Source organism: Protofrankia sp. Cas3 (assembly GCF_963555955.1).
Taxonomy (GTDB): domain Bacteria; phylum Actinomycetota; class Actinomycetes; order Frankiales; family Frankiaceae; genus Protofrankia.
Map to the genome: position 1 here is coordinate 1 of NZ_CAUVXP010000218.1, position 7,882 is coordinate 7,882.

At 68.8% G+C, this 7,882-nt stretch carries 5 protein-coding genes and 1 pseudogene; 3 read left to right on the plus strand and 3 right to left on the minus strand.

The features are described from left to right. From U9983_RS25430 to U9983_RS25440, 3 genes and pseudogenes are all read left to right on the plus strand, one after another. Window positions 1-589, plus strand: a pseudogene (locus U9983_RS25430) (hypothetical protein); the annotation flags it as partial. Window positions 590-596: 7 nt separating this feature from the next. Continuing rightward, the gene (locus U9983_RS25435; protein WP_322749533.1) at window positions 597-2,099 is read left to right on the plus strand and encodes an SCO6880 family protein; all 1,503 of its coding nucleotides are present in this window, start codon (window positions 597-599) and stop codon (window positions 2,097-2,099) included. Next, the gene (locus U9983_RS25440; RefSeq protein WP_322756435.1) at window positions 2,096-3,880 is read left to right on the plus strand and encodes a conjugal transfer protein TraC; all 1,785 of its coding nucleotides are present in this window, start codon (window positions 2,096-2,098) and stop codon (window positions 3,878-3,880) included. Before U9983_RS25435 ends, U9983_RS25440 begins: the two co-directional genes overlap by 4 nt. Before the next feature lie 71 nt (window positions 3,881-3,951). On the opposite strand, the gene U9983_RS25445 is transcribed toward U9983_RS25440, so the two are convergent. The 3 genes from U9983_RS25445 to U9983_RS25455 all read right to left on the minus strand — a co-directional run. Next, a complete protein-coding gene (locus U9983_RS25445; protein ID WP_322756436.1) occupies window positions 3,952-4,422 on the minus strand; it encodes a superinfection immunity protein in 471 nt (156 codons plus the stop codon). A 135-nt stretch (window positions 4,423-4,557) separates the two neighbouring features. Continuing rightward, the gene (locus U9983_RS25450; protein WP_322756437.1) at window positions 4,558-6,519 is read right to left on the minus strand and encodes a hypothetical protein; all 1,962 of its coding nucleotides are present in this window, start codon (window positions 6,517-6,519) and stop codon (window positions 4,558-4,560) included. Window positions 6,520-6,626: 107 nt separating this feature from the next. Then, a partial coding sequence (locus U9983_RS25455) for a hypothetical protein (protein ID WP_416211538.1) occupies window positions 6,627-7,882 on the minus strand: 1,256 nt, incomplete at its 5' end.

The following is a 7,882-nucleotide window of genomic DNA, read 5'->3' on the forward strand; positions in this document are numbered from 1 at the left end:
CGGGATGGCCGACGTTCAGATCATGCAGGCGATCGGCTCGGCGGGTAAACGCGGCGCGGCAACGTTCGGCCACGGCGCGGGCGCGCTGCTCGGCTCGTCGTCGCGGGAGACCTTCCGGGGTATCGGCGGTCGGCTGCAGAGCCGACAACGGAGCGGGTCGGGGGTGGACGCGGGCCGGCCCGTCACCGGCGATCTCGCCCCGGTCAGCGCCGGTGGTATGGCCAGGGCGGGCAGCCGCCGCGGGTCCGCAACCGGCCCGGCGACTCGGGTCGGCACACCGACCGCTCGTGCACGTCAGACCAGCGGTGCTCAGACCAGCGGTGCTCAGACCGCCGGTGCTCAGACCGCCGGTGCTCAAGCCAGCGGAGGCCAGCCGGCCCAGACCGCCGCCCGGGCCACGGGTGGTGGTTCCGCGACGCGCGGCGGCACCTCCGCGCGCGTTCCCCGAGCCGCGATTCCCCGAGCCGCGCCGCCAAGGGCTGCGGCATCGACCGGGTCGCCGTCGATACCGTCACGGCCGCCCGTGATGTCGCCCAAGGTGACCACACCGCCGCCGCCGATCCACCCGACCCGTACCGGAAGAAGCTGAGCCGGGCGTGGTCGCCGAACGTAGCTACCGCTTCGGGCCGCTGGAACGCGGCGGGATCCTGCTGGGCATGCGCTGGCCGCAGCTGGGGCTGATGGTCGGGGTGATGCTGTGCATCCTCGGAGCGCTGCGGTCTCCGGTCATACTGGCTCCTGGGTGGCTCGCGCTGGCGGGCGCCCTGGGGTTCATCGCGTTCGTCCGTGTCGACGACCGTAACCTCGATCAGTGGGTGCCGATTCTTGTCGGTTTCACAATGCAGAAGGTGATGGGCGAGACGGTGTTCCGCGGGGCCTTGTTCCGAACCGGCGATGACGCCGACCACCTCTCCAGGACCGCACTGCCAGGGCCGTTGTCATCCCTGGTGATGCTGTCGGTACCGGTTGGCAACAGCCGTTACGTGGCGATCGTGAAGGACGTCAGACGAGGGACGTTCACCGCCGTCCTGCAGGTGCAGGGCAGCCAGTTCGCGTTGCTGGAATCCGGTGACCAGCAGGCCAGAGTGGACGCCTGGGGCGAGTTGCTGGCCGGGCTGACCATCGGCGGCGGTCGACTGTCCCGGATCCAGTGGATGGAGCGCACCCTGCCGGACTCCGGTGACCAGCTGCAACGGCACTGGCGGGTCCGGGGCAACCATGACAGCTCCTGGGCGGCGCAGGCGTACCAGGAGGTCATCGACGCCGCCGGCCCGGTGGCACGGCGCCACGAGACCTTCCTGTCCTTCCAACTGCGGACCCGGGACGTGCGCCGGGCGATCCAACGCGCCGGCGGTGGTGACCACGCGGCCTGCACGGTGCTGCTCGGCGAGCTGCGGACGATGGAGGCGGCGCTGGCCAGGGCATCGATCAACACGGTCGGCTGGCTGCCGCCGCGAGCCCTGGCCGCGGTGATCCGCACCACCTACGATCCCTACTCGATCGAAATGATCGACGCTCGCGGCGGTGCCGCGTCCGACCGGGCCGGTGGGCTCGCCGGCCTGCCCTCGGGTATCGATCCGGCGATCGCCGGCCCGGTTCGTGCGGTCGCCGCCTGGGATCACTACCGCACCGACTCCGGGTTCCACACCACATACTGGATCAACGGTTGGCCGCGGGTCCCGTCCCCGGCGGCATTCCTCGCGCCGCTGCTCATGGAGACGACCTGCCGGCGGACGGTGTCCCTCGTCGTCGAACCGATGCCGGGCCGCAAGGCCGAGAAGACCGTCAACCGCCGCCGGATGGCCCACCTCGGGGAGCAGCAGATGCGGGACAAGGTCGGCAAGGTGACGACTCAGCGTGACATGGCTGAGGCGTCCGAGGTGGAACGTCGTGAGCAGGAGCTCATCGCGGGGTTCGGCGCGTTCCGCTTCCACGGGTTCGTGACCGTCTCCGCGGACGACCTGGACGGCCTTGCCGAGGCGTGCGGCGAGGCCGAGACCCTGGCGTCGCGCAGCCGCCTGGAGATGGTCCGGCTGGTCGGCGAACAGGACCAGGGGTTCAGCGTTGCCGCGCTTCCGCTGGCTGTGGGGGTGTCATGACGGTCGACCGATCGCAGGGAGCCAGAACGGAGCGGGCGGCCCGCCGGGAACGGGGGGAGTCGCAACGGGGCGAACGTGAGGCGGCGCGGGCCGAGCGGGCCGCGGCCGGAGCCGAACGCGCGGCGATCCGGCGAGCCCGGACGGCGCTGCGCCGCGGCGAGCAAGCGCCGCGCCTGGTCGGACCGCACGCCGGCCGGATCTTCCACAAGCTACGGCTGCCGTCCCACATGGAGACGACCGCGCAGATCGCCGGCATCTACCCGTTCGTCGTGGACGCCGGCCTCAGCGCGCCCGGGATGTACATCGGGCGCCATGTCTGGTCGGGCGACTCCTTCGTCTTCGACGTGTTCGAGCTCTACCGCCAGCAGGTCATCGAGAACCCGAACTTCGCGGTGTTCGGCTCGGTCGGCTCGCGCAAGTCCTCCCTGCTCAAGACCTTGATCTCGCGAGGAGCCGCGTTCGGTTACCAGGCGGCGGTCCCCTGTGATCCCAAAGGCGAGTACACCCGGCTGGCGCGCCGGCTCGGCTGCGAACCGACCTACATCGGCCCGGGGCTGTCCACCCGGCTCAACCCGTTGGACGCCCCGCCCCGGCCGCCCGGGATGACCGACCCAGACTGGGCGCGGGAGCTCAAGCGGGCCCGCTCGGCACTGCTCTCCTCGCTGATCGAAACCGCGAAGGGAGTGCCGCTCACCCCGTCCGAGCACACCGCCGTGGATCTCGCCCTCGACGTCGTGACCCGGCAGATCACCGGTGCGTCCACCGAACGGCAGGCTGTTCCGCTGTTGCCGCACGTCCTGGACGCGATGACGAACCCGACGGATGCCGACTGCTCGGGCCTGCCGGTGACCGCCACCGAACTGCGGGACTCCTCCCGGGATGCGACGTTGACGCTGCGCCGGCTCACCCATGGCGCGCTCGGCGGACTCTTCGACGGCCCGACCACATCCCCGCTGGACTTCGATCGGCCGATCGCCGTCCTCAACCTCGAGCGGGTCCAGGGTTCCGACGAGATGATCGCTCTGATCATGACATGCGCGCAGGCATGGATGGAAGCGGCACTCATGCGCCAGGACGGCGTCCAGCGCTATGTCGTCTATGACGAGTGCTGGCGGCTGATGCGCTTCGCGGGCCTGGTCCGACGGCTCTCCGCACAGCAGAAGCTCGCCCGCCAGTGGGGCTGTGCGAACGCGATCGTCGCGCACCGGATCTCCGACCTGCTCTCGGCATCGCCGGATTCAGTCGAGGTGGCCAAGGGTCTGCTCGCCGAAACGGCGATCCGCATCCTGTACAAGCAGGCATCCGATCAGATCCCGGACACCCAGCGGGCGTTGGACCTCACCGACGTCGCCTCGGACATGCTGCCGAGGCTCGACCCCGGATTCGCATTGTGGCTCATCGGCAACCGTGCGTTCTACGTCGAGCACGTCGTCGGCGATCTGGAGATCCCGGTCGTCCTCAACGGCTCGAAGATGCACGGCGAGATCGACAACGTCAATCTCTTTCCCGAGGATGTCGACCCGGACCTGCTGGACGCCTACGACCAGCCGGACCTCGACCATGACGACCGGGACGTCGACCCCCCAGATACCGGCGACGGTCCAGATGCAGACCAGCACGCCCAATACCTGGATGAGCACCGTGCCAGCGGCTACAGCGCGCCACCCCGGTACGGACCGGACGGGTTCACCGTCGACACGCCTTCCTCAGACGAGGACGGGTTCACGCCAGGGGGAGTCATGGACACGTTCCCCTATGGTCCGCTTTCCCGGGAAATCTAGCCGGCCAGGAGATCTGTACAAGGCCAAAGGCCGTGCGAACATAATTCTCGTCGCACGGCCGAAGGCCACGATCATGCCCCTCGATGCGGGGAGTTCTGCTCGCCGGGATCCGTCGACCAGGGCTGCTGCTGCTGCGGCTGCCAGCCTGCCTGCGGGGTCTGCCAGCCGCCCTGGGGAAGCTGCTGTTGCTGCTGCGCGGGCGGGTATGCGTTCGGGTCCTGCCAGCCACCCTGCGGCGGGTATCCGGCCGGCGGGTACCCACCCGGCGGGATGTACCCACCCGGCGAGGCCTGATTGACGGTATTGACGTTCACCTGCACCGGGGCACCAGCACTGCTCACGGCGAGGGCGACGGCGACGACCCATCCCACGAGCGTCCAGCCGAGGAAAAGATTGATCATAAATACGGAGGCGACCTGCCGCTTGCGCACCACAGCGATAATTGTCGGAATAAAATAAAATGCGGAGCCGAAAACGATGAGGAGCAGTAGTCCGAATCCAGCGGCGGCGCCGGAACCACCGTCAGCAACAACGACATCCATGGTTTCCCCCGTGTTCATGATCATTATAGTTCACCCGTATGTTTTTGGTCACTGTAGCAGCGTTCGGTCGAAAAAGCACCGATACTCGTGCAGACACCGACACCGACACCGACACCGACACCGACACCGACACCGCTACCCGGCATCCGGCTCCCGCGGTTTCGTCAGAGTGATCATCTCAGGCTGATCGGCGGCATCGCCCGCGGCCAGGCTCGGCGGAACAACGTGCGCGTCGATGGTCGGTGGCACCCTTTGTTGCTGCGGCGCCGGCGGTACGGCCTGGCGAGGGGTGGATGCGACCCTCGGTAGGAGAATGATGCCGGGGTTGCAGTCACCGAAGGCGGCTCGACGATCACCCAACGATGAGTCGACCAGAACGAACGCGGTCGGTGGAAGACGCTGGATCTGTGTGGGCTCGACGCTGAACTCGTAGACCCGCTGCATGACTGCGCCGTCCTGGCGGGAATCGGTGGTCGACAAGCTCTCGGTGTTCTGCCAGAACTCCGACAGGGCGACCGTCACCGACCGGTTCCAGCTGTTCGGTCTTCCGCCCTTCCCTCGTGAACCACTTTTGCCCTCGGTTTCGGAGACGGTGACACTCCCCCCCGCGCTGGTTGACGTCCCAGTGGTGAGGCTGCTGCCGACCTGCCGAGTCACCTGCGAGATGACGAAGGTGTGCCCACGGCCGATGAACTCGGCGGCGGTCTCAGCTTCCTTCGCGTTTCCGAGTTGCATGATGAGCGTAGCGCTGTCGCCAGCACCGATGAGGCGCTCGGTGCCGTCCGCGAGATGTTCGAAAAGGTTGACGAGGCGAATACCGGCGTTGGCCGCATATCTGGCCATACTTTCCAGCGCCGGTAGTCCCATCCGGTCCCCGCCCGCGACTACCAGGAGGTCGCGGGAGGCATCGCCACGACGGCGCCGGAGCTGATGCAGGACAACGTGGAACAACACCAGGTCGGCGAATTCCTTACGGGCTGTGGAGGCGTCGTTGGTCGACGTCGCAATGACCCGGAGCCCATGCACCGGCCACCACGGCTGCGGCGCTGCGACCGCCGCCGTTTCGTCCCGGCCGGCGAGCCGCTCCAGACACGCCCGCAGGTAGTGGATTTCATTGTGGATCCGCTCGCCACCGCCCAGCGCGTCCATCCGGCTGGCGATGGCGGCCCCTTCCCCGGGTGACAGAACATCGCGGTCGTCCGCCTGGTCGCGACCCTGCAGCACTCGCAGGCCCGCAGCGAGGCGGGTGAACGTAAGCGGCAGGTCCAGCCGGGTGGCAACGGTCGCGAGTATCTCGGCGTCAAGCACCCGAAGGGTCGGATCATCACCACCCCGGCGGGCGGTGTCAACGGCATCCGCGAGGAGCTCCGCGGCATCCTCGGGATCAACATCATGCAGAAGCCCAAGCCTGCCGATATCGCCAGGAAGATCGACTCCGCTTACCGGACAGGCGGCCGCGGCGGCGAGCTGGGCGATGCCGTCTCCGATCCCGCGCTCGCTGAAGTCGAGCAGGAGGATGCCGCCGCCGGCCGACAGGACCGAGGACCCGACGGTCGCCAGCAGGCTCGCCCACCCGTCCCGGGTACCACCGAAGACGTCTATCCGGCTCGCGGTCGGCCGAGGCGCGAGCGCGTGGAACAACGGCGCGGCCTCCCGCCGGGCGTCGTCGGCAGCCTCGTGGCTTTCCACCGCCGCCCGCCAACCGGCGGTAGCCGACTGGTATCTTTCCCACTCGGCGTCCCGACGAGCCTGCCACCCAGCCTTTTCCTGGGCGATTTTCCGCTTGAGCCGCACGATCCGGGCCACCAAGAACCCCGCCCACGCCACCGCGACCACGACAAGCGTCTGCCACCCATTAAAGCCGTAAATCGACAGACCCCACAAAAATATTAGGATGGGGAAAATCATGAGTCTGGGGAGCTTACGCATGCGATTCGCGAGATCGTCTTCGTAACTTTTGGTATCCGGTGGCGATGGCTCATGCCACACCGGTGGCCGGTCATGAAGAGGGTGCGGGTTCACGCCGGGGTCCACGTACTCCCAGCCCCACCGTTCCTCCGGGACGAACAGGCGTCGGGCGAGTTCAGAACCGGACATCTGACTTCACGGGTTACGGCCCCACCCTTCGATGACTACGATCGCGCCATCCATGTAGACCTTGTCCTGTCAAGGTCACGATGGTAGCCAAGGTACCACCCAAAAGATCATCTATAGGCTGGTGGGCGGGTCGCGACAGCGGCTGCGACGGCTGCGGTCACCCCGAGCAGGATGCAGCACACGCCCGCGGCAACGACCGGCACATGGCGACTCAAGGTGGCCGCCGACAGCCAGACGCCGAGGCCGAAGACGGCTCCCAGAGCAGCCGCCGCGACCATCGCAGGCCGCGGGTGCTCGCCGTTGCGCAGCAGTCGGCGGGTCGATTCCAGGTAGGCGAGCGCGAACAGGGCCGCCAGCACCCCGCCTGCACCCATGGCGCTCGCCAGCGGTGTCTGCTGCGGCTCGATCGTCACATCCTGGACGCTCGTCCGTCCGTTCGGCCGGTCGAGCGTCACCCGGCCCGCAACGGCCCCTCCCGCCAGCCAGCGAGTGAGCGGCGGAGCCGTCACCGGCACCTGCCAGGGCTTCCCGGCGGATACCGACACCGACTCGCCGGTCGCGGTGCCCAGCGGGATGCCGGCCGCGGACAGTTTCAGGCTCACCCTCAGCGTCCCGGACTCCACCGCCGTGCCGCGGATGTCCACCGGCTCGGCCAGGTCGATCCGCGCGGCCGCCGGCGGCGTGGCTCCGGCCACCGTGATGGCAGTGGCGCCGGAATCGGTGGCGACCGCCGGCCGCGACGACGGCCACAGCACGGCAACCAGTACAGCAAGTGCGGCCGCGACCGCGGCGAGCCCGACCAGCCTGCGAGGGGGAAGCCCGGGCGGGTCCGCGCGATGTCCACGTCCTGAGCCCCGACCGGCCAGTTCGGGTACGGGCACGAGGGACGCAAAGTCAAGGTCGCCGATCCTCGGTGAAGGCTGCTCGTCCAGCCGGCCTGGAATGATCGTCACGAGCCGGGTGGACAGCGCGGACTCGTCGCGACGCACCGACCCGGACACCGACGACGCCAGGGCCGCCCGGACCGCCGGGGAGATGTCACGCACCGGCAGACCGGCCCGTTCCAGCCAGCCGGGGCCGAAAGCCCTGGACGCGGCCGCGACGCCTTCGGCCAGACGTTCGGCAGTTGCTGGCCTGCGGTCGGGGTCACGGGCCAGCCCGCCCAGGAGCAGCCGCGCCAGCGCGTCCGGTACCCCGGCCCCCGGCGGCGGCGGATCGGCGGCCGCCTGTCTGTGCCGGAACTGCTGGAACCCACCGTCGGTGGGGTAGGGCAGCCTGCCGGCGAGCAGGTGGTACAGCATCGCCGCAGCCGAGTAGACGTCAGTGCGCACATCCAAATGATCACCACGAGCCTGCTCCGGCG

Coding starts and splice junctions, on each gene's coding strand:
- U9983_RS25440 (WP_322756435.1), top strand. CDS start 2,096: ATGACGGTCGACCGATCGCAGGGAGCCAGAACGGAGCGGGCGGCCCGC.
- U9983_RS25445 (WP_322756436.1), bottom strand. CDS start 4,422: ATGGATGTCGTTGTTGCTGACGGTGGTTCCGGCGCCGCCGCTGGATTC.
- U9983_RS25450 (WP_322756437.1), bottom strand. CDS start 6,519: ATGTCCGGTTCTGAACTCGCCCGACGCCTGTTCGTCCCGGAGGAACGG.